Genomic DNA, 26,635 nt, shown 5'->3' on the forward strand with positions numbered 1-26,635 from the left:
GACGCCCCTCCCCCTCGTCGTGCCTCGTCCGCTGTTCGCGCCGTCGTCCGGCGATCCGGCCTCCTCCCCCGCCGGCATCGCCTTCCCCCCGCGACCGGGCGCGAACTCCGAAGCCGCCGTTCCGGCCCCGCGCCGGAACGGCGGACTAAGGACCGCGGCGCCGCGCTAGCGCAGCCGTCCGCGTCCCCACCGACTGCACAGGCCGATCCATGTCCGCCACCACCGCCAACGCCGGACCCGCCGCCGCACCGGCGCCGCAAGCCGGCTTCCGGCCGCCGAACATCGCGCTGACCACGCTGGGCCTGGCCCTGGCCTCGTTCATGCAGGTGCTCGACATCACCATCGCCAACGTCTCGCTGCCGACCATCGCCGGCAATCTCGGCGGAAGCAGCAGCCAGGCGACCTGGGTCATCACCTCGTTCGCGGTCAGCAACGCCATCGCCCTGCCGCTGACCGGCTTCTTCACCCGCAAGTTCGGCGAGCGCAAGCTGTTCATGTGGGCGACCATGCTGTTCGTGATCGCCTCGTTGCTGTGCGGCCTGGCCAACAGCATGGGCCTGCTGGTCGCCGCGCGCGCGCTGCAGGGCTTCGTCGCCGGGCCGATGTACCCGGTCACCCAGGCGCTGCTGATCTCGATCTATCCGCCGCACAAACGCGGCCAGGCCATCGCCCTGCTGGCGATGGTGACCGTGGTCGCGCCGATCGCCGGCCCCATCCTCGGCGGCTGGATCACCGACAACTACAGTTGGGAGTGGATCTTCTTCATCAACGTCCCGATCGGCATCTTCGCCAGCCTGGTGGTCGGCAATCAGTTGCGCGGCCGGCCGGAGAAGCTGGAGAACCCGAAGATGGACTACATGGGGCTGGTCACCCTGGTGGTCGGCGTCGGCGCGCTGCAGGTGCTGCTCGACCTGGGCAACGACGAGGACTGGTTCAACTCGAGCAAGATCGTGATCCTGGCCATCGTCGCCGCCATCGCCCTGGCGGTGTTCGTGATCTGGGAGCTCACCGAGCGCGATCCGATCGTCAACCTGCGCCTGTTCCGCCACCGCAACTTCGCCAGCGGCACCGCGGCGATGGTGCTGGCCTACTCGGCGTTCTTCGCGGTCGGCCTGCTGGTGCCGCTGTGGCTGCAGCGCAACCTGGGCTATACGCCGATCTGGGCCGGCCTGGCGACCGCGCCGATCGGCATCCTGCCGGTGCTGCTGACGCCCTTCGTCGGCTTGTACGCGACCCGCTTCGACCTGCGCATCGTCGCCAGCCTGGCGTTCGTGGCGATGGCCTTCACCAGCTTCGTGCGCTCCGGCTTCAACCTCGACGTCGACTTCCAGCACGTGGCGATGGTGCAGCTGTGGCAAGGCCTGGGCGTGGCGCTGTTCTTCATGCCGGTGTTGACCATCCTGCTATCGGACCTGGAACCGCACGAGATCGCCGCCGGCTCCGGCCTGGCGACCTTCGTCCGCACCCTGGGCGGCAGCTTCGCCGCCTCGCTCACCACCTGGGGCTGGAACCAGCGCAGCACCATCCACCATGCCGAACTGACCGAGCACATCGGCGCCTACGACCCGGCGATCCGCCAGACTGTGGACATGCTGGGCCGCGGCGACCTGCAGCGCGGCGCGGTGTCCTTGAACCAGATGATTTCGCAGCAGGCGGCGCAGATCGGCTTCAACGAGATCTTCCACCTGCTCGGCATCCTGTTCCTGGTGGTGATCGTATTCGTCTGGTTCGCCAAACCGCCGTTCACCGCCAAGGCCGGCGGCGGCGCGGCCGCGGGCGGCCACTGAGCGGCTAGCAGCCAACCCTCGCAACGCAACAGGCCGGGCATCGCCCGGCCTGTTGCGTTTTCGTCCTATCCCGATCGAGAGCGGCAACGGCCAATAAGCCAGGCTGAAACCGACGCCCCTCACCCGCCTGCAGCGCCGATTCCCTATTCCCTATTCCCCATTCCCGACGCCCCGCCTCAAGCCATCGCCTCCGCCGGCGCCGCCGCCTCGCACACCGCCGCGTGCTTGCGCACGAAGCGGCGGCGCGCTTCGTGATAGCTGCGGTCGGGGCCGAAGAAGTTGCGGTACATGTGCGCCAGTTCCTCGGCGCCGTAGCTTTCCAGCGGCTTGCGGCGCTCGTCGGCGGCGCGGTGGCGACGCTTGAGCGCTACCGCCTTGCGCCATGCGACCGGGTCGGCCGCGCGTTCGGCGCGCTGCTCGACATGCGCGGCGAAGTCGGCGACGCCGGCGCCGAACGCGGCGTCGATCAGGCCGATGCGTTCGGCCTTGGCGCTGCCGAGCGGGCGCAATTCCTCGGTGAGCTCCTGCGCCATCGCCTGGCCGACCCGACGCGGCAGCAGGTAAGTCCAGTACTCCGAACCGTACAGCCCGCCCATGCCTTTGTAGTGCGGGTTCATCACCGCGCCGCGGCGCGCCCAGACCTGGTCGGCGGCCAAGGCCAGGATCACCCCGCCGGCGCCGGCGTTGCCCTGCATCGCCGAGATCACCAGGTGCGATTCGGTCAGCACGATCTCGCGCACCAGGGCGTTCATCGCCAGGATGTTGCGCCAGGATTCCAGCGCCGGATCGGCCGCGGCCTCGATCGCGTTGAGGTGGATGCCGTTGGACCAGATGTCCTGGCCGCCCATCAGCACGATCGCCCGGGTCGGCCGCTGCCGCGCCTGCAGGAACGCCGTGCGCAGACGGTCGCATTGCCCGGTCGACATGGCGCCGTTGTAGAAATCGAAATGCAGATAGCCGACCGCGCCGATCTCCCGATAGCGGATCTGGCGGTAGGCGCGGTCGCGGCGCGCGGCGACCGAGGTCGCCGGCCGCGGCGGGCGCTGGGCGACGCCGGCCAGGCGGCGTTCGCCGAGCACCTGGGTCGCCGGCAGCTTGATCCCGTCCTTCGCGCGCAGATGGCTCAGCCACAGCGCGCCGTCTGCGGTACCGACGCAGACCGCGCCTTCGCGCCGGCCGAGCAACTCGCCGGGGCGGCCGCGCAATGTCGGTTCGATGTGCGCGCCGAAGGCGTGGCAACGCATCCCGGCCAGCTCCACCCGCGCGCCCGGCGCGCTGTCGGCGCTGCGGATCCGATCGTGCAGGGTCGCGGTATCGCCATGCCAGTCGATCTCGCGGTCGCCGGCGCGGATCGCCGGACGCAGCCGGCCGCGCACGTCCGCACGGGCGTAGTCGAGCGCTTGTGGGCGGAAGTCGCCGTTCTCGAACCGTTCCACCGCCTGCAGCAGCGCGCGCAGCGCCGCATCGGCGACTTCGTGCCGGTACAGCTGGCTCTTCGGCGCCGCGCGCATGGCGAAGCCGGCGCTGGCCCAGATGTCGCCGGCGTCCATATCCTCGGCCGCCTGCAGCACGGTCACGCCCCAGTCCGGTTCGCGCTCGAGGATGGCCCAGTCCAGCGACGACGGACCGCGGTCGCCGACGATGCCGGGATGGACGATCAAGCACACGTGCCGACGCCAGATGTCTTCGGGAATCGCCGACTTGAGCATCGGCGCGACGATCAGTTGCGGTCGCTCCCGCGCCACCGCCGCGCGCATCGTCGCCGCATCGGCGGCGACCTGCACGACGACCTGATGGCCGAGATCGCCAAGCTCGGCCCAGGCGCGTTGCGCCAGTCCGTTGTACGCGGTGCACAGGAACAGGATACGCAACGACATCGCACGCTCCTTGTCACGACGAAGGCTCGAATGTCCGCCAACTCTCGTTCACGATCCTGAGCGCCGATCACAAATCGCGCGCCCTGGCGGATCGAACGCGATGACCGGATCGTTCCGGTCGACGAACGCGATCGCGCCTGCGGCGCAGTGCGCAGCCTGACCGTGCGCGCCGCCATACTTCGTTTGCCGCGCCGCCGCACCTATCGAAACTGACAGTAGCCAAGTCCGGTTTCTCCGGCCGATGCTCGCCGGGCCGACATCGCTTCATCGTCGCGACGCCCGGGACGCAGCGCCGCGATGGTTCGGACCGCGTCCGGGAACCGGCCGCCACACGGCCCCATCGCCCATGACGGGCAATCAAGGAGAGCATCGATGTTGAAGCGTGCAAGCAAGCTGTTGGGCATCTGCGCATTCTGTTTCGGCGCGGCGTTTTCGATGAGCGCGTTCGGCGCCGGCGGCTGCCAGTCCTGCTGGGACAACTGCCAGGTCCAGTTCGACCAGTGCATGGACTCCGGCAGCCCGGCCTACGTCTGCCAGACCAACTGGCGCCATTGCGGCCTGTCCTGCGGCTGCGACATCCCCTGATCCCGACCCGGTGCGGGAGGCCGCGCGCCTCCCCACCGCCGCGCGGCGCCGTGCTGCGGCGCAACGAATCCGCGCCCGGCGACGGCCGCGCGCGAGCGCCGGCGATGCCGCGGCGCGGACAATCGCCGACTGCGTCGCGGATCGTCGTGGCAGCGGTCGCGATTCGGTACGGCGATGCTATAAACGCAAAGCCCGACGACGGGCACAGGGAGCAAGAGCGATGTTCGAGTCAGGCTGGATCGCCGACGCCACGGATCGTGCGCGCAATCTCGAATCCACCGTCCCGCATGCCGACCCCGCGACGCCCGCAACGGCGCCGCGCTCCCGCCCCTGACTCCACCCACCGCCGCGCGCGCTGCGCCGGCGACTCTTGAGGACAAGGAATGAGCTTCAAGTCGATACTCGGCACCATCGCGATCGTGGTAGTGGCGCTCGCGCTCGGCGTGGGCGCCGGCACCCTGGTCAAACGCACCGGCCTGATCGGCGACGGCGGCAAGGGCGGCGGCGCGATGGTCGAACAAGGCGACTACTCGCAGGTCTACGCCCAGGCCGGCGGCGAGGTGGTGCTGTACTCGCTGTCGACCTGCCCGTTCTGCCACAAGGCCAAGGAACTGCTGCAGAAGCAGAACATCCGCTTCGTCGAACGGGTGATCGACAAGGACGAGGCCGCGCGCAAGGAAGCCGACGGACTGAAGATCAAGAGCGTGCCGGTGATCTACGTCGGCAACCAGAGCCTGCACGGCTACGACGAGGCCAAGCTGGCCGAGATCCTGGCCGCCCACGCCAAGGGCGCCAAGCCGGCAGCCTGAGCCGGCGCATCCCTGCGGGCCGCCGCGGATCGCGGGCGGCCCGCAGCGCATCGGCGCAATGCGATCATCGCCGCCGGTGACGCGATGCCGGCCCAAAGCGCGTAGCGCTCGGCGCGCCGCTTACGCCAACCAGCGCAAGCCCATCGCAAAGCCCACCCCCAGCACCGCGCCGCCGATCACCTCGGCCGCGCCGTGCCGGCGCATGCGCAGCCGCGCCCAGCCCAGCAGCGGCAACAGCGCCAGCCCGATCGCCGCCGCCGTCGGCGCCAGCGGCCACAGCGCCACCGCCGCGAAGCTCAGGCTGGCCATGTGCAGCGACAGCTTGATCCAGCGATTGAACAGGGCGGCGGCGACCAGCATCGCCGCGACCGCGACGATGCCGTGGCCCAACGACGCGGCGCGATCGCGCATCCACCACCAGACCAGCGCCAGCACCAGCAGCAGGACCAGATACAGCAGCGGCCGCTCGCTCGGATGCGAGGCGTCGACCGTGCTCCAGCGGCCGCTGCGATGGCGCTGCCAGACGAACAGCCACACCACCGCCACCGCCGCGCCGACCCCGGCCATCGCCGCGGCGAACGCCTGCGGCGCCAGCGCCCGCACGCCCAGCACGGTCAGGGCCAGGAACACCGCGAAAGGGTGCAACGCCACCGACACCGCGCGCGCCAACGCGAACGCCGCACCGGCGTCGGTCTCCCCACGGTCGCCGTCGCGCGGGCCCGGCGTCGGGCTCACGCCGCGTCCAGCGCCTCGGACAGCCGCTCGACCGCGATCACTTCCATCTCGCCGATGCGGCCGCCGCGCGGCGCATTGCCCTTGGGCACGATCGCGCGCTTGAAGCCGTGGGTGGCCGCTTCCTTGAGCCGATCCTCGCCGTTGGGCACCGGCCGGATCTCGCCGGACAGGCCGACCTCGCCGAAGGCCACGGTCTGCTCGGCCAGCGGCTGGTCGCGCAGCGAAGACAGCACCGCCAGCAGCACCGGCAGGTCGGCCGCGGTTTCCTGCACGCGGATGCCGCCGACCACGTTGACGAACACGTCCTGGTCGCCGACCGCGATGCCGCCGTGGCGATGCAGCACCGCCAGCAACATCGCCAGCCGGTTCTGCTCCATGCCGACCGCGACCCGGCGCGGATTGGACAAGGGCGAGGAATCGACCAGCGCCTGCACCTCGACCAGCAACGGCCGGGTGCCTTCGCGGGTCACCATCACGCAGCTGCCGGGCTGCGGCCCGCGGCTGCCGGAGAGGAAGATCGCCGACGGGTTGGGCACTTCGCGCAGGCCCTTGTCGCTCATCGCGAACACGCCCAGCTCGTTGACCGCGCCGAAGCGGTTCTTGAACGCGCGCAGCACCCGGAAGCGGCTGCCGCTTTCGCCTTCGAAGTACAGCACCGCGTCGACCATGTGCTCGAGCACGCGCGGGCCGGCGATGCCGCCTTCCTTGGTCACGTGGCCGACCAGGAACACCGAGGTGCCGGTTTCCTTGGCGTAACGCACCAGCCGCGCCGCGCTCTCGCGCACCTGGCTGACCGAGCCCGGCGCGGCGCCGAGCTGTTCGGTCCACAGGGTCTGCACCGAGTCGGCGACGATCAGCGCCGGCTTCATGCTCGCGGCGTGTTCGAGGATGCGCTCGACGCAGGTTTCGGCCAGCGCATGCACGCCGTCCAGCGGCAGGCCCAGGCGCGCGCCGCGCCCGGCCACCTGGGACAGGGATTCCTCGCCGGTCACGTACAGGCCGGGCATGCTCTGGGCCATGCGCACGATCGCCTGCAGCAGCAGGGTCGATTTGCCGATGCCCGGGTCGCCGCCGACCAGCACCACCGCACCGGGAACCAGGCCGCCGCCGAGCACCCGGTCGAACTCGCCGATGCCGGTGCCGACCCGTTCCTCTTCGCTGTGGCGCACGTCCTTCAGCGCGGTCACCGCCGGCGCGTCGGCGCGGCCGGCCCAGCCGGCGCGGCGCGAGGCGGCGACGCTGGCGGCGGCGCCGGCCTTGGCCGCCGGCTCGACCACGAACTCGCTGAGCGTGTTCCAGGCCCCGCATTCCCCGCACTGGCCCTGCCACTTGCTGTAGTCGGCGCCGCATTCGCCGCAGACGTAAGCGGTGCGGGCCTTGGCGGCGGCGGATTTGAGCGGGGTCTTGGACATGGCGGACGGCAACGGCACGGACGAAGCCGCACTTTAGCCGCTGCCGGTCGCAGCGTGCGAGACCGGGACCCGCGGACGCGGCGAAGTCCTACCCGCTGCCGGCGACGCCGCGCGGACCGGGCCGGGCCGGCGCGGGTCAGGCCGCCATCGGCTGGTTCGGCCGGTGCTGCTCGGGATAGATCGCCTGCAGGTGCTGCTGCGGCATCGCCAGCAGGCCGCTGACGTCGTTGGAGGCGACGATGCTGTAGCCGCGCGCGTCGATGTCGTTGGCGATCGCGTGCCAGTCCAGCTTGGGCATGGCCATGCGGGTGTCGATGGTCCAGCCGAAACGCAGCGCGCCTAGGGCCTTCATTTCGTCCAGGGGCAGCCAGCTGTCGGACGGTGCGACCACATAGCCTTCGTCGTCGCCCACTACGAATACGTCTACGCGCATTTTTGTCGGTGCCTTTGCTGTATGCGTTGCAAGCCGGCGCATGGTGTCGATCCGCCCGATAAAAAGGAGTGAAGAAGGAATGGCCAATTGGTGAATCCAGGCAGCTGCCTGAATGATGGATTCCGATTCAATGCAGACATGTGACAAGGCCGGCGGAACCGTAGTGTGACCGGCGCGGCTCTCACCGGCCGAGACGGCGCAGGCCGCTCGAACGCGGTCTCGCCCCCCAACGGACGATGAACCGGTGCGAGACGAATCGTCGGCCACGCGGCCGCGCCTGCCGGACCGGTCGTGCGCGCAGCGCGCCGGGCACCCCGCTCCGCCCGACGTCGCATGCTTAACGGTACGCACGCCGCCGCAGCGCATCACGGCGGCGTGCGCCCGCCCCCTCAATCGATGCAGCTCTCGACCCGGGCGCGGCCGACGTCGAGGAACTCCGCGAGCGCGTCCAGGTGCTCCGGGTGGTCGCGCAAGCGGGTTTCCCTCGGCGCGATCACCACCAGTTCGAAGCGGTTGAGGTAGGTGGGGTTCTGCGCCAGCTTATAGCCCCAGGTAATACCCACGCCGGCCACCTTGCCGGTGCCGGTATCGAGCGCGTACTCGGCGAAGCGGGTGGCGGCCGGACTGTCGAGCACGCCGCCGGCCAGAGCGTCGGCGACCTCGCGCGCCGTATCGATCAGCCAGCACTCGGTCGCCGCCAGACGCCGCACCGGCTGGCCGGCGTAATGCGGCGAATGCTCGCCGACGAACAGATTCGCCTCGCCGTACAGGCAACGGCCGAGCAACGAGGCGCCGGGCTCCGGCTCGCGCTTGTGCACGCTCCAGCGCCCAGGCTGGGCATGCGCGAACAGCGCCAGCGGCGACTGGACCAACTGGATCAAACCGACCGCACTGGAATGCAGCGCCGCGCGCGCGTACGACACCTTGCCGTCGATGCCGTACTCGACCGCGGCCCCGGTCGCGAACACGTTTTCGGGCGCGGCGACGTAGGGATGCAGGCGCAGCCCGAATTTGCCGACCTGGTAACTCTGTTCGGGACCATAGTGGCTCATGAACGCGCCCGCCGTGTGAGTCGAAAGCCCGGGCCAGCCGCCCAGGAATCTGTCACCTGGACGACTTCGACCGCAGTCCGCCTTTGCTAACGACCGGGGCCCGCGAGCGTGAAGCGAGCTGGTGGCGACGACTGCAGACGGCCCGAACGGCCAACGTGGTGCACGGACAGCATTCGATGGCGCGCAAAGGTGCCGATACCGGCCAGCGGCTTACTGTTCGGGTTCTGGGAAGTCCCTCGGCCGCGTCAGAGCGACTGACCAATTAGCCAGGGCGCGACTTCCAAAACGGCGGCCGCGATCGACCCGGCGCACTGCCAATCGTCTGCGGCGCGCGCGCGACCAGACCGAGCCGTCAACGGTCGTCGTCAACCGGCCCGGGAGCGCACGGCACCCGACGACGGACGATCCGCCGGGGCCGACTCGCCGCTGCGGTATTCGAAGCGCAATTCGCGCATGCCATCCTTCACCTCCGGCAGCGACGGCTCCGCGCCGGTGCAGCCCCGATAGAGACGCCCCTGCAAGAACATCGCCAGCGTCTGCAGCTTGGCCGCATCGGCCTGCGAGGGGTCGCGCATCACGACGCGATCGGAGAGCACCCACGCTACAGCTTCCCCTTTGACCGAAGTCGTCGCCATCGCCTTCTGCGGTACCGGCGCGCCCTTGGCCAGGGTTTCGACCGGCGGCGGCGACCAGCAGCCGCCGCTGCTGCCGATGTCGAGCCGCGTCAGCATGTCCCGCGCGAATGCTTCCAGGTCTTGGCGCACCCGGGCACGCGGGTACTTCGCGGTCTCGGCGCTGTAGCGGAACTTGATGGCGTACATCCGATCGATTGCGAACACCATCGCCGAGCTGAGCGCCTTGCCGTCGCGGACATAGGCGAAATCGAGCGCGTAGGCGGCGATGTCGTCGTCCGCGGCGCTGGAGCCGGACGCGGGCTCGGCGCGCGCGTCGTGCTTGATCGGCACGGAGAACCGGCTCAATGCCGTCATATCCTGCGGGCCGGCCATCGACTTGCCCCAGGTATCGAGCAAAGCCCGACGTTCGGCGTCGGCCATCTTCGCCGTATCGGCATCGGACGACACGCCGACGGGGTAGAAAAATACGTCGATCCAACCGCTGTCGTCGCCAGCGCGCTCGAACCGCACCGAGGCGCCGGCCTCTTGCTGGTCGTAACGCTTTTCCGCCTGCATCTCCCAGCCGCCGGAACGGAGCGGGTACACCACATGCGATTGGCGAAGAAAGCCGCCCAGAAACGCCTGCTTGGACGGCTCCGGCGCGGCAGCAGCCCCGTTCGACGCCGTGGGAGCCGCATCCCGGCACTTCTGCTCCACCCGCGGCGCCAGATAGGCCCGCAGCGCGCCGGCGTCGCGCTTGGCGATCAGCGCATCCAGGCGCGCCACCCTCGCCTTCGCATCCCGGGCGACGAATGCGGCATAGGCGCGCAACGCGCTTTCGACCGCCGCAACCTGCGTCGAGAGCTCATCGGCTTCGCCGCCGGCTTCGATCTGAAACGCGGCATTGCCGTAGATCATCTGCATCAGCAGTTCGTCCGCATGCGGCACGGCATCGCCGCCCGCGTCGCCGAAATCGAGCAGATCGCAGACTGCCAGGGTGTAATCGGGCGTCTTGATCGCCCACTGGGTCAGCCAGCGGCGAAGTTCGGGCGCGTCGGCGCGATCGGGCGCCGTCTCGAGGGCACGCGTGTAGCGCAGAACCCGGGCGGTGTCCGATTCGGGCGGCGCCGCAGTTGCGTCGCCCGGCGTCTGCGCGCCGGCAGTGGCCGAAGCGAGCAGTAAGCAAAACCCAAGCCCCGCATTCAACCCAAAGCCACCCAGTCCGTGTGATGCCATTGTCCTGTCCCTTGTCGACGCGGGTTGCAGTCGTCGATGGGAGATTATCGATGGATGCACGCTGCGGCTCTCGTCTGAGGCATCCACGCAAACGTTGCTCACGCAGCAAATAAAAAAGGCCTGCAGCCCAAACGGGCAATGCAAGCCTTTGATTTTACTGGTGCCGGAAACAGGAATCGAACCTGCGACCTACGCATTACGAATGCGCCGCTCTACCAACTGAGCTATTCCGGCGAAGGACGGCAATTCTAGGCGGCCGGGGCTTGGGCGGTCAATTCGAGCCGGGGCGGAACCGAGCGCATGCGGCGCTCGGCGGGCCGGGCCGGCCGCTTCACGCCCGGGCGCCGCCGTTCGCCGGCATAGCGCCTGCGGGACGATCGGCGGGCGGCTGCGGGTGCGCCGGCACGGCCTTCGGCTCGATCCGCTCGAACCCCGGCGAGTGGTAGCCGCGGGCGGTCTCGCCGGTCAGGGTGCGGCCTTTGCACTCCAGCAAGGTGTCTTCATAGGAGTACTGGGTCTGAATCATGCCGTCGATGGCGTCGCGTTCGCTGCCGCGCCCGGCCCAGCCGATCTGGACCTTGTAGCGGGCATGGCGGCGGCCCGGTTCGACCACCCCATCGGTGGTCACCACGGTCTGCACGGTGCCGCCGGCCGCGACCGGGCGCGGTCGCGCGTCGGCCTGCGCGCGGTCCTCGCGGTTTCGCTGCTGCAGATGGGCCTTGCAGGCGGCGTAGCTGGGAAAGCGTCGCGGCCCCATCGGCGGGCCCGGCATCCAGCCGCTGCCCAGGGCCGACAAGCTGGCCAGCAGCAGGCCGGCGCCGAGCGCGATCGCAGGAACGCGGCGAAACGCCGCGCGAGGGCGCGACCGGGAAAGCAGGCGGTGGCTGGCGGCGTCCATGGCATCGAGATCCTGCGCGGGCGGGCGGCCCGCGCGTTGCCGGCACTGTAGCCCTGTTCGGACGCGGCGGTCGATTCCGGGGACGAACGCCCCGCGTTACGCCACGGTCACAACCCGCAAGGCGACGGCAGCGCCGGGCTGCGCTCTTTCACCCCGTCGATATGCGCCACCTTCCTGGCCCGCAGCTCGGCGACTTTCGCCTCCACCTCGGCGCTGGCCAGGGCCGCGTCCTGCTGGAAGAACACCCAGTCGATGTCCTCCTGGTACTCGCGCAGCTCCGGGGAATCGACCGGCCCCAGCGAGCCGTCCGCGCCCTTGGGCATGAACCACAGGTTGAAGTTGATCGACATGAAGTCTTCCGGGTACACGGCGCTGCTGTGCTCGGAGAACAACTGGCCGTCGACGAAATAGCGCACCTTGTCGCCGGCGATCGTCAGCACCAGGGTGCGCCAGCCGGCGTAGCTGCCCTGCTTGCGCGAGAATTCGTTCACCTTGGTCCACGGCTCGAGCTGGAAGGTTTCCCAGGTCGTGGTCCACATCGCCGGCATGGCGTTTTCGCCCCAGCCGCCGTTGGGCAGGTACTCGAAGTCGGTCTCGCTGTAGTCCTTGTCCATCGGCGCCTTGAGCGGGCTGATGGCGTAGAAGGTCTGGATCACTTCGTCGCCGTCCGGGCCGAAGCTCGGCGCATCGCGGAAGAAGATCCGCGCGGCGTAGGTGCCTTCGCGATATTTGCGCGCGTGGCAGAACTGGGTGTGGCGGGTCTTCTCGCCGCTGCCGTCGGTGACCGAACTCATCCTGACCGCGCCCGATTGGGTATCGGGAATGTCGGCGTGGAACGACAGGCCCTGCGCCGACCAGGTCGCACCCTTGATCCCCGGGTGGCCGGTTTCGGTTCGCACCTTCCAGCCGTTGGCGTGGAACGCGGCGAGGTCGGGGTAGCTGAAATCGTCGAAGAACACCGCTTCCGCCGGCGCCGCAGCGGGCGCGGCCGCGGCCGTGTCCGCCGGCTTGGAGGCCGGCTCGGCCGGAGCGCCGGTGTTCGAATCGCAACCGGCGACGGCGATCGACGCCGCGACGATGCTGGCGAGAAAAGTGCGGTGCAGCCCCATGGTGTCGTCCTTTGGTTGGTGACCGATCGGTTGCGCTGGGTCGAGCGAACCAATCTCCCGCACAAAAGACAACGTTGTCAAATAGAGGCGCCAAATGGCCGGGAATCGGACATTGCGGCGGAGCCGGTGGGGCCGGCGCTGGAGCGCACGCCCGCCGGTACCGACTGAGCGTCGTAGCCCGGCGGCGCCGCATCGCGAATCCGCGGGCCGCCCTCGCCCGTCGCCGGTCCGCGCTACAGATCCCAGGCGTTCCCGGCCAGGATGCGCCCGACCAAGGCGTTCCCGGAGGGCGGCTGCAGACGCACGGCCTCGCCCTCCACGGCGACGCCGAAGCACTCGTGCGAGGTGAATTCCCGGCGCCGCACGCTGGCGGGCACGTCGGTCAGGCACAGCAGCGCACGGTCGTCGCGCAGCAGCCACTGCAGCGGACGCACGGTGCCGGCCGCGCCGGCGCCGCGCAGCGCGATGCGGCCGTCGCCGTCGGGCAACAGGCGGATCCCGCGTTCCTGCTCCGGCCGGTCCCGGTGCCGTACGACCAGGGTATGGCCGACCAGCCGCGCCCGCAGCCGCCGGGCGGCCTCGCGGGCCGGAGCCGACAATCGCCGCGGGTCGTCGGGCAGCACGCGGCCGTAGACGCCGCCGCCGTCGTTCATGCGCCAGCTCATGCGGTCGCCGGCGAGCCGGACGCTGCGGCAATCGCCCTGCTCGGGCGAGCGTTCTTCTACCCCGATGCACAGGCCGCGCTCGGAGTCGAACGTCCATCGGAACGGGCGCACCGAAGCGCCGGCGATGCGGTCGGTGCTATTGCCGGGGTCCGGCACCAGCATCTGCCCACGGCCGCGGGGCTCGAAACGGTAGGCGCCGGATTCGGTACCGCTTGGCCTGTCGTCGCCGAGCACCGCTACGACGAAGGTGCGATCGATCAGGGCTTCGACCGCGTCCCGGCCGGCGAGCGCGCGCACCGGGCGCTGCAGCCAGCGCTGTTCCAGGCCCCAGGCATCGCCGGCCAGCACCTGCCCGGTGCCGGCGCGCCCGTCTTCGCCGGTCCAGTTCGCCCGGTCGCCGTCGATCGCGACGACGCGGCAATCGGCCTCGCGGTAAGAACGCTCGGGGGCGTGGGTACAGAACCGGCCGTCCGAGCGCGAATACCACTTCAACGGTCGCGGCGGTCCGATCCGATCGCCGTCGCGCGACGCGCTCCAGCCGCTGCCGTCGTAGGCGAAGAAGCTGGCCGTATGCGCTTGCGCGCCTGCGGCTTCGACCAGGGTGTTCTCGGCCAGGGCGTAGACCGGCGAAATCGCCGCGTCCGTGGGGCGCTCGGCGGCGTGCAGCAACGGCACGGCCGCAGCCAACAATGCCGCCATCGGCCGGCGCATCCTATCGAACATCGGTCCTCTCCCTGGGCCATCGTGGTCGCGCCGCCGGTGCGGCGCCGATCACGGCATTCTGCCGCCTAGCCGCTGCGCGGGGAAATCCGGCCTGTAGTCAGGGATTGGCAAAGCGATTGTTTGGCTCTTGCTTTTGCCAATCCCGAATCCCGAATCCCGAATCCCGGCCCTCAATCCACCAACTGCAGGCGCAATTCCTTGGGCAGGGCGAACACCATGTTTTCCGGCTCGCCGTCGAGCTCGGTCACCCGGTCCGCGCCGAGTTCGTGCAGACGCTCGATCACTCCGCGCACCAGCACTTCCGGCGCCGAGGCGCCGGCGGTGATGCCGATCCGCTGGCGGCCTTCGACCCACTTGGGATCGATCTCGATCGCGCCGTCGATCAGATGCGCCTCGACCCCGTCGCGCTCGGCCAGCTCGCGCAGGCGGTTGGAATTGGAGCTGTTCGGCGAACCGACCACCAGCACCAGGTCGCAGCGCTGGGCCAGCTCGCGCACCGCGTCCTGGCGGTTCTGGGTGGCGTAGCAGATGTCGTCCTTCTTCGGTCCCTGCAGCGCCGGGAACTTGGCGCGCAAGGCCTCGATCACCCCGCGGGTGTCGTCGACCGACAGCGTGGTCTGGGTGGTGTAAGCCAGGTTCTCCGGCTGGTCGACCACCAGGCGGGCGACGTCGTCGGCGTCCTCGACCAGGTAGATCCGGCCCGAGCCGGCCTCGCGCCGCCACTGCCCCATCGTGCCTTCGACTTCCGGATGGCCTTCGTGGCCGATCAGGACCACGTCGCGGCCGGCGCGGCAATGGCGCGAGACTTCCAGATGGACCTTGGTCACCAGCGGGCAGGTCGCGTCGAACACCTTCAGCCCGCGCCGGTCGGCCTCGGCGCGCACCGCCTTGGACACGCCATGGGCGCTGAAGATCACCGTCGCGCCGTCGGGCACTTCGTCGAGTTCTTCGACGAAGATCGCGCCGCGATGCTTGAGGTCGTCGACCACGAAGCGGTTGTGCACCACTTCGTGGCGCACGTAGATCGGCGCGCCCAGGGTCTCGATGGCGCGCTTGACGATTTCGATCGCGCGATCGACGCCGGCGCAGAAGCCGCGGGGGTTGGCGAGGATGACGTCCATGGGGGCGATTGTACTCCGGTACCGGCCGGGCGGCTTGGAGCGGAAGTCGGCGATTGGGAGATGGAACATGGAAAAGCGTGTTCCGCCATCTCCTGCCTTCCTGTCCGCTAACTCTTGGCCGCGTCGGGCTTGCTGAACAACCCGTAAGCCGCGATCCCGATCGCGCCGGCGACGATGGCCGAGTCGGCGATGTTGAACGAGGGCCAGTGGTAGTCGCGCCAGTACCACTGGATGAAGTCGACCACGTGGCCGTGCATCAGCCGGTCGATCACGTTGCCGATCGCGCCGCCGATCACCAGGGCGTACGGCAGCGCGGTCTTCCAGTCGCCGCGGCGGGTGCGCGACAGCCAGAACCCGAGCAGGCCGCTGATCGCCACCGCCAGGACCAGGAAGAAGTACTTCTGCCAACCGCCGGCGTCGCTGAGGAAGCTGAAGGCCGCGCCGGTGTTGTAGCTGCGGTACCAGTTCCAGAAGCCGTCGATCACCGGCACCGCGGTGTACTCGGGCAGCGAAGCCAGCACCCAGGCCTTGCTCCACTGGTCGAGGGCGATGACCACGATCGAGACGATCAGCCACGGCAGCGCGCTCTTGTCGGGTCGGTGGGCGGTGTCGGTCATCGGTTCGGGAATCCGCAGGAAACTACTGAAAGGGTGGAACTCGCAAGCGAGCGGAAACAGGCGGCGGCAGCGGCGCCCGCGCCCGTCGCCGGGCGCGCGCGAGCCGGGGTCAGAACCAGCGACGGTCCTCGCCCTCGCCCGCCACGTTGCTGACGCAGCGGCCGCACAGCTCCGGATGCGCCGCGTCGGCGCCGACGTCGGCGCGGTAGTGCCAGCAGCGCACGCACTTGCTCTTGGCGGTCGGCGCGGCGAGCACGGCGATGTCCTTGATGCCGTCGTCGGCGACCACTTCGACGTCGCCGCTGATGAACAGGAAGCGCAGCTCCTCGGCCAGCGGCGCCAGCCAGTTCTGGTCGGCGACGCCGCAACGCAGCGAGATCTCGGCCTCGAGCGCGGCGCCGATCTCGCCGGCGGCGCGCATCGGCTCCAGCACCTTGGCCACGCCTTCGCGCAGCGCCAGCAGGCGTTCGAAATCCTCGGCCGACAAGGGCGCGTCGGCCGGCAGCAGGGCCAGGCCGTCGTACCAGGTCGCGAACAGCACGTTGCCGGCGCGCGCGCCGCGCTCGGTGGTCGCCGGCAGGTGGCGCCACATCTCGTCGGCGGTGAAGGCCAGGATCGGCGCGATCCAGCGCACGAAGGCCTCGGCGATGCGGTACATCGCGCTCTGCGCCGAACGCCGGCCGCGCGAGTCCTCGCGCATCGTGTACAGCCGGTCCTTGGTCACGTCCAGGTACAGCGAGCCCAGGTCGACGCTGCAGAAGTTCGACAGCAGCTGCACGATCTCGGCGAAGTCGTAACGCTCGTAGGCCGAGGCGATGCGGTCCTGCAGCTCGGCTGCGCGATGGACGATGTAGCGGTCCAGCGCGACCATGTCCTCCAGCGCGACCAGATCCCGCGCCGGGTCGAAGCCGTTGAGATTGCCGAGCAGGAAGCGCGCGGTGTTGCGGATCCGGCGGTAGACGTCGCCGTTCTGCTTGAGGATTCCTTCCGACACCGACATCTCGGCGCTGAAGTCGGTAGATGCGACCCACAGGCGCAACACATCGGCCCCCATCTTGCCGATGACCTCCTGCGGAACGACCACATTGCCCTTGGATTTGGACATTTTTTCGCCGTTGCCGTCCACGGTGAAGCCGTGGGTCAGCACCTGCCGGTACGGCGCCACGCCGTCCATCGCCACGCCGCTGAGCAGCGCGCTGTGGAACCAGCCGCGGTGCTGGTCGGAGCCTTCCAGGTACAGGTCGGCCGGCTTGCGCAGGCCGTCCTGCGGCCGCTGCGCCAGCACGCATTCGTGGCTGGTGCCCGAATCGAACCAGACGTCGAGGATGTCGGTGACCTTCTCGTAGTCGCCGGCCTCGTCGCCAAGCAGTTGTTCGGCGGTCATCGCATACCAGGCGTCGACGCCTTCGCGCTCCACCGCGTCGGCGACCTGGCGCATGATCTCGACCGTGCGCGGATGCGGCTGGCCGCTCTCGCGATGGAAGAACAGCGCGATCGGCACGCCCCAGTAGCGCTGGCGCGAGATGGTCCAGTCCGGCCGGCCCTCGATCATGTTGTAGATGCGCGCCTCGCCCCAGCCCGGGATCCAGGTCACGCCCGGGATCGCCGCCAGCGCGTCGCCGCGCAGGCCGGCCTGCTCCATCGAGATGAACCACTGCGGGGTGGCGCGGAACACCACCGGCGTCTTGTGCCGCCAGCAATGCGGATAGCTGTGCTTGAGCCGGCCGGTGGCGAGCAGGGCGCCGCGCTCGCGCAGGATCTCCAGCAACAGCGCATCGCTCTTGAAGATGTGCTGGCCGGCGAGGACGTGCTCGCCGACGCCCGGCGTCGACGGCAGGTACTTGCCGCGGCCGTCGACCGGATTGATCTGGGCCGCGCTGTAGCGCTCGATCAGGCCGTACTTCAGCGACACCGCATAGTCTTCCTGGCCGTGGCCGGGCGCGGTGTGCACCGCGCCGGTGCCGGCGTCGGTGGTGACGTGGTCGCCGAGCAGCACCGGGATCTCGCGATCGGCGTAGAACGGATGCTGCAGGCGCAGGCCGTCGAAGGCCTCGCCCTTGTGCGAGGACCAGTCGCGGGTCTCGACGCTGTGGCCCTGCTTGAGCGCTTCCGGCGCGGTGATCGCGGCGAGCACGCCGCCGATCAGCTCGCTGGCGACCAGCAGGTACTCCGGACGCTGCGCCGGCTCCTTGAACAAGCCCGCTTCGCTGGGCTCGATCCGGACCAGCGAGTACTCGACCTGCGGCCCCATCGACACCGCCAGGCTGGCCGGCAGGGTCCACGGCGTGGTGGTCCAGATCGGCACCGACAGCGGCGCGCCGTCGTCCTGCAGCCCGAATACCTCGAACACGCGCTTGCGGTCGAGCACCGGGTAGCGCACGTAGATCTGGGTCGATTCCTTGTCCTGGTACTCGATCTCGGCCTCGGCCAGAGCCGAGCCGCAGTCGAAGCACCAGTGCACCGGCTTGGAGCCGCGCACCAGGTGGCCGCGTTCGACGATCTTGGCCAGCGAACGCACGATGTCCGCCTCGTAGCGGAAATCCATGGTCCGGTAGGGGTTGTCCCAGTCGCCGATCACGCCCAGGCGCTTGAAGTCGCGGCGCTGCAATTCGATCTGGCTGGCGGCGTACTCGCGGCACTTGGCCCGGAACTGGGCCGCGTCGAGCTTGTCGCCGACCTTGCCGAACTCCTTCTCGACCTTGGTCTCGATCGGCAGGCCGTGGCAGTCCCAGCCCGGCACGTAGGGCGCGTCGAAGCCGGCCAGCAGCTTGGACTTGACCACGATGTCCTTGAGCACCTTGTTGACCGCGTGGCCGATGTGGATCTCGCCGTTGGCGTACGGCGGGCCGTCGTGCAGGACGAAGCTGCGCTCGCGATCCTTGACCTGCTCGCGAATCCGCTGGTACAGGCCCTCGCTCTCCCAGCGCGCCAGGGTGTCCGGCTCGCGCTTGGGCAGGTCGCCGCGCATCGGGAACTCGGTCGCCGGCAGCAGCAGGGTCGCCTTGTACGGATTGGCGGGGGCGGATTGGTTCGGATCGTTGGTCACAGCGGGTCTCAGGCAGTAGGGGTCGCGGCCGCGCGCGCGGCCGGCGCGGACGCGCCGACGCGCGGAGCGTCCAGTCGCAACAGCTCGCGGGCCTGTTCGGCGTCGCGGTGCATTTGCTCGGTCAGGGACGACAGATCGGGGAACTTCAGTTCGGGCCGCAGATGGGCGACGAATTCGACCTCGATCCTGCGACCGTACAGGTCGCCGTCGAAATCGAACAGATGCGCTTCCAGCAAAGGCTCGACCCCGGCCACGGTCGGGCGGGTGCCCAGGCTCGACACCGAGGCCCGCGGGCGCTCGCCGACGCCGTGCACCCAGGTCGCGTAGATGCCCGACAGGGCCGGCGTCTTGCCGGCGAAGCGCAGGTTGGCGGTGGGAAAGCCCAGAGTGCGGCCGAGCTGCTGGCCGCGCACCACCCGTCCGCCGATCGCGTACGGGCGGCCCAGCCAGCGCGCCGCGGCGGCGAAATCGCCGGCCAGCAGCGCCTCGCGGATGCGGGTGCTGGACACGCGCTCGCCATCGAGCAGCACCGGCTCGATCTCGTGCGCGCTGAAACCGCCCGCCTCGCCCATCCGCCGCAGCAGCGCGATGTCGCCGCCGCGGGCCTTGCCGAAACGGAACTCCGGGCCGACCCAGACTTCGCGCGCGCCCAGGCGCTCGATCAGCACCCGGCGCACGAAATCCTCAGCACTCAGGCCGCTGAGCGCGCGGCCGAAGCGCAGCAGGCCGGCCTGGTCGACGCCGAGCCGCAACAGCCCTTCGGCCTTGGCGCGGGGCAACAGCAGCCGCGGCGGCGGCGCAGCCGGGGCGAAGTACTCGCGCGGCAGCGGCTCGAAGCTCAGCGCGACCGCCTCCAGGCCCAGCGCCTGCGCGCGCGCGATCGTGTGGCGCACCAGCGCGCGATGCCCGAGGTGCAGGCCATCGAAGGCGCCGATGCAGACCACACTGCCGTGCGGGCAACGCAGCCCGCCTTCGACGTCACGAAACAGCCTGCTCATTGGATCTGGCGTGGGGACCCGGACCGGCCGGGTTTAGCTCGAAGGATGAACCCTGAAGTATAGCCGCCGGCCGCGACTCTCAACGGTACGGACTGCGGCGGCACGCGCGGGCTCAATGCCCGCGCAGATCGCGCGGACGGATGCCCTGCAGCCACAGCGAGGCGCCGTAGGCCGCGCCGCCGGCGCCGACCACCACCGCCAGCTTCCAGGCCCGCTCCCACCACGGCCAACCGGTCCAGCCGGTCCACACCCACAGCAGGGCCAGCACCACCGCGCTCAGCGCCAGGCTGGCCACCGCGATCTGGCGCAGGAACCGGCCCCAGCCGGGCTGGCGCCGGTAGACCCGGGCGCGGCGCAGATACCAGGCCAGTTGCAGCGCGTTGACCCAGCCGGCGATCGCGATCGCCGCGGCCAGGCCGGCGTGCGCGCCGGGCACCCGGCCCAGCGCCTGGGTCAGGCTCGCCCCGGACGCCAGCGCGGCGCGACCGGCGTCGGTGCAATACACCGCCGCCAGCAGCAGGCCGACCGTGCTCAGCAGGTTCACCGCCACCGACACCACCGCGGCCTTGACCGGGGTCTTGGTGTCCTGGCGCGAATAGAACGCCGGCGCCAGCACCTTGACCAGCAGGAACGCCGGCACCGCCAGCGACTGCGCCATCAGGCTGAGCCGGATCATCGCGGTGTCGTCGGCATTGAGCCGGCCGTACTGGAACAAGGCCGCGATCAGCGCCTCGGCGCACAGCACCAGGCCCAGGCAGGCCGGCACGCCGATCAGCAGGCAAAGGCGGAAACCCCAGTCCAGGCCCTTGGAATAGCCGTCGCTGTCGGTCGCGGCATGGCGCTTGGACAGATGCGGCAGGATCACCGTGCCGATCGCGACCCCGAACATGCCCAGCGGGAATTCCAGCAGGCGGTCGGTCAGGTACAGCCAGGTCACGCTGCCGGCGATCAGGAACGAGGCCATCGCGGTGTTCAGCAGCAGGTTGAGCTGGGCCACCGACGAGCCGAACAGGGTCGGCACCATCAGCCACATGATCTTGCGCACCCCGGCATGCGCCCCGCCCCAGCGCGGCCGCGGCAGCAGCCCCAGCTTGGCCAGCGCCGGCAGCTGGAAGCCCAGTTGCAGCACGCCGGCGACGAACACGCCCCAGGCCAGGGCCAGCACCGGCTCGATCCCCAGCGGCGGCATGATCGTGCTGGCGCAGACCGCGGCGGCGATCATCGACAGGTTCAGCAGCACCGGCGACAGCGCCGGGATGGCGAACTTCTCGTAACTGTTCAGCACCCCGCCGACCAGCGAGGCCAGGGAGATGAACAAGGCGTACGGAAAGGTGATCTGCAGCATCTGGGTGGCCAGGCGGTACTGCTCGCCGCCGGGCTCGAAACCGGGCGCGAACACCGCCATGACCCAGGGCGCGGCCAGGATCACCACCGCGGTCAGCACCAGCAGGGCCGCCGCCAGGGTGCCGGTGACCCGGTCGACCAGTTCCTTGACCGCGGCCTGGTCGTGCTGCTGCCTGTACTCGGCCAGGACCGGCACGAAGGCCATCGAGAACGAGCCCTCGGCCGACAGCCGGCGCATGAAGTTCGGGATCCTGAACGCGACGAAGAACGCGTCCATCGCCGGGCTGGCGCCGAACTGCCAGGCGTAGACCTGGTCGCGGACCAGGCCGGAGACCCGGGAAATGAAGGTCATCGCGCTGAACACGATCGACGAGCGCAGCAGCCCCCCGCCCCGGCTCATCGGCGGCCTCCGGCGGAGTTGACGCAACCCACTGAATCGGCCATACTTTTGGGTCTGATTTTCCGCAACTGCGAATTCAACCGTAGTTCCTCGTCCAGTTTCATCACTGCTTTCAACCAAATAATTCCAGGAATCCACCCGTGGCAAACATCAAGTCCGCCAAGAAGCGCGCCAAGCAGACTGTCGTGCGTAACGCCCGCAACGCCAGCCAGCGTTCGATGCTGCGTACCGCCGTCAAGAAGGTGCTGAAGGCCCTCGGCGAGAACGACGCCGCGGGTGCCAAGTCCGCGTTCGACGTCGCTCAGCCGATCCTCGACCGTTTCAGCTCCCGTGGCCTGATCCACAAGAACAAGGCCGCCCGTCACAAGAGCCGCCTGGCCGCGCGCATCAAGGCACTGGCCACCGCCGCCTGATCCGCCGCCCACCCGGGCAGCGCGACGCAAAAACCCGGCCATGGCCGGGTTTTTGTTTGCCTGCGATTCGGCCACCGCCTGCGTCTCGGCAGCCGAACCCTCGCCCGCCACGCGGGCGACAGCCGTCGTCGCCGGCGCGAGCGCGCCAACCGCAGCGGAACCGCCGAAGGACGCCGACACTCGCATCGCGCACAGCATCGGCGCGCTGAGTGAAGCGGGATTGAAGCCGGCCGCGGCGCGCCGCGAGACGGCGGGCGCGAGCAGGCCGCGACGCGCGATGCGCCGCGGCGAAGATTGCGAAGAAGAATGCCGAGCCGCGCCGGGCTCAGGGCACATGGTCGCCGGCGGCGTTCGCGGCTTCCAGGGCCTCTTCGCGCTGACGATCGAAGAACGCCATCACGTCCTTCATGATCGGCCAGGTGCCTTCGCGGCCGATCGCCGAGACCAGGTACCAGCCGTCCTTCCAGCCGAGCTCGTCGATCACCGCCTGCGCCGCCGCCTGCCGCTCCTCTTCCAGCAACAGGTCGGCCTTGTTCAGGACCAGCCAGCGCGGCTTGGCCAGCAGCTCGGGGTCGTGCTTGCGCAACTCGTGCTCGATCGCCCGCACCTGCTCGGCCGGCGACACGCCCTCGACCCCGCCCTCCATCGGCGCGATGTCGACCAGGTGCAGCAGCAAGCGGGTGCGCTGCAGATGGCGCAGGAACTGCGCGCCCAGGCCGGCGCCGTCGGCCGCGCCCTCGATCAGGCCCGGAATGTCGGCGATCACGAAGCTGCGGTGCGCCTCGACGCTGACCACGCCCAGGTTCGGATACAAGGTGGTGAACGGATAGTCGGCGACCTTCGGCGTCGCCGCCGAGACCGCGCGGATCAGGGTGCTCTTGCCGGCGTTCGGGAACCCGAGCAGGCCGACGTCGGCCAGCAGCTTCAGCTCGAGCTTGAGCATCCGCTCCTCGCCCGGCAGGCCCGGCAGCGCCTTGCGCGGGGTGCGGTTGACCGAACTCTTGAAGTGCATGTTGCCCAGGCCGCCCTTGCCGCCCTGGGCCACCAGCAGACGGTCGCCGTGCGCGGTCAGGTCGCCGATCACTTCGTCGGTCTCGACGTTGGTGACCACGGTGCCGACCGGCACGGTGATGACCAGATCGTCGCCGCCCTTGCCGTACATCTGCCGGCCCATGCCGTTCTCGCCGCGCTTGGCGCGGAACTGCTTCTGGTGGCGGAAGTCGACCAGGGTGTTGAGGTTTTCGTCGGCGACCAGATACACGCTGCCGCCGTCGCCGCCGTCGCCGCCGTCCGGCCCGCCGAGCGGGATGAACTTCTCGCGACGGAAGCCGACGCAGCCGTTGCCGCCGTTGCCGGCGATGACCTGGATTTCTGCTTCGTCTACGAGTTTCATTGGGCCGGGAATGGGGAATGGGGAATGGGGAATCGGAAAGCAGTACGCGCGAGTCTAACGCCGCGTCGCAAGCACGTTCGCCGAGACGGGCAACGAAACTCAGGATTGAGGCAGAACCGCTTTAACGATTCCCTATTCCCCACTCCCGATTCCCGGCCTTGAAACGAAAAACCCCGCCGAAGCGGGGCTCCTCGCGTCGCGTCGCGCCGGAATTACTCGGCGGCGACGATGCTGACGGTGCGGCGCTTCTTCGGGCCCTTGGTCGAGAACTCGACCTTGCCGTCGATCAGCGCGAACAGCGTGTGGTCGCGACCCAGGCCGACGCCGGTGCCGGCGTGGAACTGGGTGCCGCGCTGGCGCACGATGATGTTGCCGGCTTCGATGGCCTGGCCGCCGTAGATCTTCACGCCCAGGTACTTCGGGTTGGAGTCGCGGCCGTTGCGGGTGGAACCTACGCCCTTTTTATGTGCCATGGCTGCTGCTCCTTACTTGTTGTCGCCACCGGCGATGCCGGTGATCTCGATTTCGGTGTAGTGCTGACGATGGCCCATCTGCTTGCGATGGTGCTTGCGGCGACGGAACTTGACGATGCGCACCTTGTCGGCGCGGCCGTGGCCGACGACCTTGGCGGTGACGCTGGCACCCTTGAGCGCGTCGCCGATCTTGATGCCTTCGCCGTCGCCCAGCATCAGGACGCTGTCGAACTTGATTTCGCTGCCGGCTTCGACGTCCAGCAGCTCGACGCGAAGCGTCTCGCCTTTCATCACGCGGTATTGCTTACCGCCGGTGACCAGTACTGCGTACATGACCAGATTCCTCTGTAGTTATTTTGGTCCTGCCGACCCGAACGGGGCGGACAGAAGCGGAATTCTAGAGGAAATCCGCGCGCCGGGTCAAACCGGATGACCCTCGCGACACACTGAGCGGGGAAAAACCCCAATAGAAAAGCACACTTACGTGGTTTTTTCGACCGTTCGTCCGCCCTACGCCACCGTTTGGTAAAAAGCCCCCGACGCCCCCCTTCGCCCCCCTGGCCCCGTGCTACATCGGCGGCGCGCATCGGTATTTCGTGATGCGCATCCCATTCCATGGAAAGCACTATGCGCATCGACTTCCTGAATTCCCTCGTCGGCGACGTCGCCCACCGCTTCGGCCTGAGCACCGACCAGGCCCGCCAGCTCGCCGGCGTCCTCATCGCCCTGATCTTCGACGAAAAGCGCGGCGGCTTCACCGGCTTCGTCCACCTGTTCGAAAGCAAGGGCCTGGGCCGCCTGGTGCAGTCCTGGATCGGCACCGGGCCGAATCAGCCGATCAGCGTCGGCCAGGTCGAACACGCCTTCGGCGCGCCGCTGATCGGCGCCATCGCCGGCAAGCTCGACGCCCCGGTACCGACCACCGCCGGCGCGATCGGCGAGCTGTTACCGGACCTGGTCGACGGGCTCACCGAGAGTGGCCAAGCCCCGGCCGGCATCCCCGAAACCCTGCGCTACTGGGTGGCCAGCATCGCCGACTGGCTCGGCGACCTCGGCCGCTTCGGCTGGGGCGCCCTGGCCGCCGGCGCTGCGGCGATCGGCGGCGCGGTCGCCGGCGGCGCGCGCGCGGTCGGCCACGCCGCCGACGCCACCGTCGATGCGGCGGCCGATGCGGCGCGCAAGACCGGCCGCGGCCTGGCCGCGTTGTTGCCCTGGCTGATCCTGTTGCTGGCCCTGCTCGCTGCCCTGGCCTGGTTCAAGGGCTGCCAGCGCCAACGCGAGCCCGCCGACGCGGCGGTCTCCACCCCTGCCCCGCTCGGCGCCGAGCCGGCGGCGACCGCGCCGGCCGCGATCGAGCCGGCTACGCAGGCCAATGCACGTTTCAGCTTTGAGAACGCCGAAGGCAAGGCGCGCATCGCCGGCCAGGTCGCCAGCGAAGCCGAGAAGACCAAGCTGCTCGACGCGATCAAGGCCGCCTTCGGCGCCGACAACGTCGAAGGCGACCTGGTGGTCGACGCCAGCACCGCTCCGGCCGGCTGGCTCGAGCGCCTGATCGCCCTGCTGCCGGAGTTGAAGGCGCGCGGGGTCAAGCTCGGCTTCGACGGCGACAAGATCGACATCGACACCTCGGCGCTGCCGGAGGCCGAGCGCTTCGCTCTGTCGCAGAAACTGCGCCAGGGTTTCGGCGGGTTCGAGATCAGCGGCCTGTGGGACCAGGCGCTGGCCGCGCTGGCCTCGCTCAAGTCCGGTTTCAGCGCCGACGATCTGGTCAAGGCGCTGAACTTGTCAGCGATCTATTTCGACACCGGCTCGGCGACGATCACCCGCGACAGCTACGAAACCCTGCGCAAGGCGGCCGAAGCGATCAAGGCCGCGCCGGCCGGCACCCGCATCGAGGTCGGCGGGCACACCGACGCCAGCGGCGACGCCGCGGCCAATCTGCAGCTGTCGCTGGATCGCGCCAACGCGGTCACCGCCAAGTTGGTCGAACTGGGCGTGAGCGGCGAGCAATTGGTCGGCAAGGGCTACGGCCAGGATCGGCCGATCGCCGACAACGCCAGCGAAGCCGGCAAGGCGCGCAATCGCCGGATGGAGTTCACCGTGCTGGATTGATCCGCGCCGCCGCGTCCGGATCGCAGCACCCGGCGTCATGCCGCGGCGCGATGGACGATACCCACAGGGCGCCGCAAGGCGCCCTGTTTCGTTCGCACCGCGCACTCGCGCAACGCGCGTGCGGCGATCGCCGCGCCGCGCGACTGCGCGCGACGCCGAAGCCGCGCGCGTCCGCAATGCGATCTCATGCGGCCGCGCTCGCGCAGCGCACACTAGGGTTTTCCCCAGGTCGCGCGCATGCGTCGTCGGCGCGTCGTCGGCGCCATCGCGCATCGCCCGAAGCGAGCGCGTCCGGCCGCACCGACATGGCACGACGCAGTTCACAGATCCGAAAGAAACTTGGGCGTTACGGAAAAATCTTCGCGCCTGCGCAGCGTCCCGGCGCGCAAACGAAAACCCCTTGTTTTTTCCCGTTCAATCGATGCGCGCAAAGCCCGCCGTTGCGCCTGCGATACGTCGCGATGTGCGCTCAGTCGCATTCATGCGCGTTACACGATTTGCATGACACTTGCACGCGACCGAGAAGCTCCTTTAGCTTCGGTCGCGAGCGACTTGCAAGGGGTCGCGCGACAAGGAACAGCGGCATCGATGGCGCCCGCACGACCGGGCGGCGGTGCGGCGGTCGCGTTGTCTCGGGGACTTCCTGCACGTGGCCGGGCAGCCATACCGCCAACCCGAATTTCCCGCGAAAGCAACGTTTTCGCGCATGACGACGCAATCGACGTGACGATTCCGCGCAGCGATGCGCGGCGACGGACGCGTGCGCCGCTCGATGCCTCGCAG

22 protein-coding genes and 1 tRNA gene are annotated in these 26,635 nt (G+C 69.5%); 5 read left to right on the forward strand and 18 right to left on the reverse strand.

The features are described 5' to 3' along the window. Nucleotides 1-209 precede the first annotated feature (209 nt). The gene (locus tag K4L06_RS20705; RefSeq protein WP_221673176.1) at nucleotides 210-1,787 is read left to right on the forward strand and encodes a DHA2 family efflux MFS transporter permease subunit; all 1,578 of its coding nucleotides are present in this window, start codon (nucleotides 210-212) and stop codon (nucleotides 1,785-1,787) included. A gap of 176 nt (nucleotides 1,788-1,963) precedes the next feature. Here the strand turns inward: K4L06_RS20705 and K4L06_RS20710 are convergent, their stop codons facing one another. Further along, nucleotides 1,964-3,664 carry an enoyl-CoA hydratase-related protein gene (locus K4L06_RS20710; protein ID WP_221673177.1) on the reverse strand — a complete coding sequence of 567 codons (1,701 nt, stop codon included), beginning with the start codon at nucleotides 3,662-3,664 and terminating at the stop codon, nucleotides 1,964-1,966. Nucleotides 3,665-4,036: 372 nt separating this feature from the next. On the opposite strand from K4L06_RS20710, the gene K4L06_RS20715 reads away from it, so the two are divergent. Both K4L06_RS20715 and K4L06_RS20720 read left to right on the forward strand, forming a co-directional pair. Next, the gene (locus K4L06_RS20715) at nucleotides 4,037-4,249 is read left to right on the forward strand and encodes a hypothetical protein (protein WP_064750140.1); all 213 of its coding nucleotides are present in this window, start codon (nucleotides 4,037-4,039) and stop codon (nucleotides 4,247-4,249) included. A 383-nt stretch (nucleotides 4,250-4,632) separates the two neighbouring features. After that, nucleotides 4,633-5,058: a glutaredoxin family protein gene (locus K4L06_RS20720; protein ID WP_221673178.1), complete on the forward strand. Its 426-nt coding sequence runs from the start codon at nucleotides 4,633-4,635 to the stop codon at nucleotides 5,056-5,058. A gap of 120 nt (nucleotides 5,059-5,178) precedes the next feature. On the opposite strand, the gene K4L06_RS20725 is transcribed toward K4L06_RS20720, so the two are convergent. The 14 genes from K4L06_RS20725 to murJ all read right to left on the reverse strand — a co-directional run bounded on the left by K4L06_RS20725 (nucleotide 5,179) and on the right by murJ (nucleotide 21,461). Beyond that, complete coding sequence (locus K4L06_RS20725) at nucleotides 5,179-5,793, reverse strand: hypothetical protein (protein WP_221673179.1); 615 nt, start codon at nucleotides 5,791-5,793, stop codon at nucleotides 5,179-5,181. Further along, nucleotides 5,790-7,205 (reverse strand): DNA repair protein RadA, encoded by a 1,416-nt coding sequence (gene radA / locus K4L06_RS20730; RefSeq protein ID WP_221673180.1) that lies wholly within the window; start codon nucleotides 7,203-7,205, stop codon nucleotides 5,790-5,792. Before radA ends, K4L06_RS20725 begins: the two co-directional genes overlap by 4 nt. 136 nt (nucleotides 7,206-7,341) lie before the next feature. Further along, entirely contained in the window at nucleotides 7,342-7,638 is a 297-nt protein-coding gene (locus K4L06_RS20735) for a hypothetical protein (RefSeq protein ID WP_141233643.1), read from the reverse strand. 389 nt (nucleotides 7,639-8,027) lie between these two features. After that, nucleotides 8,028-8,690, reverse strand: coding sequence for a hypothetical protein (locus K4L06_RS20740; RefSeq protein ID WP_221673181.1), 663 nt, complete (start codon nucleotides 8,688-8,690; stop codon nucleotides 8,028-8,030). Nucleotides 8,691-9,055: 365 nt separating this feature from the next. Next, a complete protein-coding gene (locus tag K4L06_RS20745; protein WP_221673182.1) occupies nucleotides 9,056-10,540 on the reverse strand; it encodes a hypothetical protein in 1,485 nt (494 codons plus the stop codon). A gap of 158 nt (nucleotides 10,541-10,698) precedes the next feature. After that, a tRNA-Thr gene (locus K4L06_RS20750) sits at nucleotides 10,699-10,774 on the reverse strand. A 97-nt stretch (nucleotides 10,775-10,871) separates the two neighbouring features. Continuing rightward, complete coding sequence (locus K4L06_RS20755; protein ID WP_221673183.1) at nucleotides 10,872-11,438, reverse strand: hypothetical protein; 567 nt, start codon at nucleotides 11,436-11,438, stop codon at nucleotides 10,872-10,874. 107 nt (nucleotides 11,439-11,545) lie between these two features. Continuing rightward, nucleotides 11,546-12,547, reverse strand: a complete 1,002-nt coding sequence (locus K4L06_RS20760; RefSeq protein ID WP_221673184.1) for a glycoside hydrolase family 16 protein — start codon at nucleotides 12,545-12,547, stop codon at nucleotides 11,546-11,548. A 233-nt stretch (nucleotides 12,548-12,780) separates the two neighbouring features. Continuing rightward, entirely contained in the window at nucleotides 12,781-13,911 is a 1,131-nt protein-coding gene (locus K4L06_RS20765; RefSeq protein ID WP_221673185.1) for a hypothetical protein, read from the reverse strand. A 194-nt stretch (nucleotides 13,912-14,105) separates the two neighbouring features. Next, the gene (ispH, locus tag K4L06_RS20770) at nucleotides 14,106-15,056 is read right to left on the reverse strand and encodes a 4-hydroxy-3-methylbut-2-enyl diphosphate reductase (protein WP_221673186.1); all 951 of its coding nucleotides are present in this window, start codon (nucleotides 15,054-15,056) and stop codon (nucleotides 14,106-14,108) included. Between the two features lie 107 nt (nucleotides 15,057-15,163). Continuing rightward, nucleotides 15,164-15,673 carry a signal peptidase II gene (lspA, locus tag K4L06_RS20775; protein WP_221673187.1) on the reverse strand — a complete coding sequence of 170 codons (510 nt, stop codon included), beginning with the start codon at nucleotides 15,671-15,673 and terminating at the stop codon, nucleotides 15,164-15,166. A 109-nt stretch (nucleotides 15,674-15,782) separates the two neighbouring features. Next, nucleotides 15,783-18,641 carry an isoleucine--tRNA ligase gene (gene ileS, locus K4L06_RS20780; protein ID WP_221673719.1) on the reverse strand — a complete coding sequence of 953 codons (2,859 nt, stop codon included), beginning with the start codon at nucleotides 18,639-18,641 and terminating at the stop codon, nucleotides 15,783-15,785. An 86-nt stretch (nucleotides 18,642-18,727) separates the two neighbouring features. Next, nucleotides 18,728-19,717: a bifunctional riboflavin kinase/FAD synthetase gene (locus K4L06_RS20785; RefSeq protein WP_221673188.1), complete on the reverse strand. Its 990-nt coding sequence runs from the start codon at nucleotides 19,715-19,717 to the stop codon at nucleotides 18,728-18,730. 112 nt (nucleotides 19,718-19,829) lie between these two features. After that, nucleotides 19,830-21,461, reverse strand: a complete 1,632-nt coding sequence (murJ, locus tag K4L06_RS20790; RefSeq protein ID WP_221673189.1) for a murein biosynthesis integral membrane protein MurJ — start codon at nucleotides 21,459-21,461, stop codon at nucleotides 19,830-19,832. 140 nt (nucleotides 21,462-21,601) lie between these two features. Between murJ and rpsT the strand changes: the two genes are divergently transcribed. Next, nucleotides 21,602-21,874 (forward strand): 30S ribosomal protein S20, encoded by a 273-nt coding sequence (gene rpsT / locus K4L06_RS20795; protein ID WP_221673190.1) that lies wholly within the window; start codon nucleotides 21,602-21,604, stop codon nucleotides 21,872-21,874. Nucleotides 21,875-22,199: 325 nt separating this feature from the next. Here the strand turns inward: rpsT and cgtA are convergent, their stop codons facing one another. From cgtA to rplU, 3 genes are all read right to left on the reverse strand, one after another. Continuing rightward, nucleotides 22,200-23,267 carry an Obg family GTPase CgtA gene (gene cgtA, locus K4L06_RS20800; protein ID WP_221673191.1) on the reverse strand — a complete coding sequence of 356 codons (1,068 nt, stop codon included), beginning with the start codon at nucleotides 23,265-23,267 and terminating at the stop codon, nucleotides 22,200-22,202. Nucleotides 23,268-23,479: 212 nt separating this feature from the next. Continuing rightward, nucleotides 23,480-23,740: a 50S ribosomal protein L27 gene (gene rpmA, locus K4L06_RS20805; RefSeq protein ID WP_221673192.1), complete on the reverse strand. Its 261-nt coding sequence runs from the start codon at nucleotides 23,738-23,740 to the stop codon at nucleotides 23,480-23,482. 12 nt (nucleotides 23,741-23,752) lie between these two features. Next, entirely contained in the window at nucleotides 23,753-24,073 is a 321-nt protein-coding gene (rplU, locus tag K4L06_RS20810; RefSeq protein WP_064750124.1) for a 50S ribosomal protein L21, read from the reverse strand. Between the two features lie 294 nt (nucleotides 24,074-24,367). Between rplU and K4L06_RS20815 the strand changes: the two genes are divergently transcribed. Continuing rightward, entirely contained in the window at nucleotides 24,368-25,852 is a 1,485-nt protein-coding gene (locus tag K4L06_RS20815; RefSeq protein ID WP_221673193.1) for an OmpA family protein, read from the forward strand. Nucleotides 25,853-26,635: the final 783 nt, after the last annotated feature.

The organism is Lysobacter sp. BMK333-48F3 (genome assembly GCF_019733395.1).
Lineage (GTDB): Bacteria > Pseudomonadota > Gammaproteobacteria > Xanthomonadales > Xanthomonadaceae > Lysobacter.